General features: G+C 54.2%; 2 protein-coding genes. Both read left to right on the top strand.

Annotated elements, in window-relative coordinates:
* Positions 1-218 precede the first annotated feature (218 nt).
* On the top strand, positions 219-506 hold the full coding sequence (locus ACZXDY_RS45990) for a hypothetical protein (RefSeq protein WP_130232033.1): 288 nt from the start codon (positions 219-221) through the stop codon (positions 504-506).
* 314 nt (positions 507-820) lie between these two features.
* On the top strand, positions 821-1,100 hold a 280-nt coding region (locus ACZXDY_RS45985), incomplete at its 3' end, for a transposase (protein ID WP_464350023.1).

Here is a 1,100-nt window from a genome sequence, read left to right as displayed (position 1 = left end):
GTGATCTTCGCAATCACCGGACTTACCATGACCGCTCCAGCCTCTCAGGCTTTTGCAGAACCTTCCGCACACTACCTAAAAGCGCCAGCGGTTTGATTCTGATCAAGGAAGTGATCGAACTTTTTAGATAAACTAGCATCGTTCACTCAACCTCAATCGCGAGTTCACTTTGATCTGCAATAAACCCGGAAAACCGATCCCGATCATTAGGAGCACCTATGACAAAGGAAAATACAGCTGGATCCGATGGCCCGTTTACGCCTCCCGAATTGCTAAGATCATTTAATGAAATGCAAAGGAAGATGTCCGCAGTGGCAGCAAAGGAAGTATTGGGATTTGCAGCTTCCCGCCTACAGGACCAAGCCGACTACCTGACGAGTCTTGCCGGCTGCACAAGCTCTTCCGAAGCGCTCAAGTGCCAATGGGACTTCGCGCAGCGGTCGTGGTCGAAATCGCTCATTGACGGATGGAAAATGTTCGATAGCTTCAATGCAAAGAGGCAGTAATGGACTGCGGTTTGAGAGGTAACTTGTCGCGCTGAGGCGGGCTTACAATCAATATCGTCCCTCTATCGACCTGGCGCAGTCACGTTGCGATCGCAATCTTTTTTCTAACGGCGTCAGTATCCCTGCTAAACAGCGGAGCCAACGAGTCGTCCGTGAAGAAGCTCCCAAGTCATTGAGCGGGAGTCGAATTTTGGATCGGAGCGAGGGTCGGGATTGCAAGCTTTTTGGATTTGAAGGCCCGAAAGCTTGCAATTTGATTTCTGGGATTCCGTCGAATCGCGTGTCGTGATTCCGTGGTCGCAACGGAGGGGACGATGCGACCCAAGGAACGACGGGACAGCGGACAGGCCGACCTTCTGCGCTCGCGGCTGGACGCGATCATCGACATGAACCATGCGCTGGTGCAGCTGGCGCGGACGATCGACTGGGCATTCCTCGAGCAGAAGTTCGGCGCGGTCTATGAGGACAAGCCGGGCCGATTGGCTGCGGCGCTTAGGGTAGTGCACGAGCAACTATTCGCCCCAGCTGCCGTGTGCCGGCATCGTCGCAGCGAATTGATCAGGTCGCTCGTGGACCAATCTTGGGCCGTGCTTC

This window comes from Bradyrhizobium sp. LeoB3 (assembly GCF_055456055.1).
Note: the sequence above shows the minus strand (reverse complement) of the source record. Positions and strands in the feature narration are given on the sequence as shown.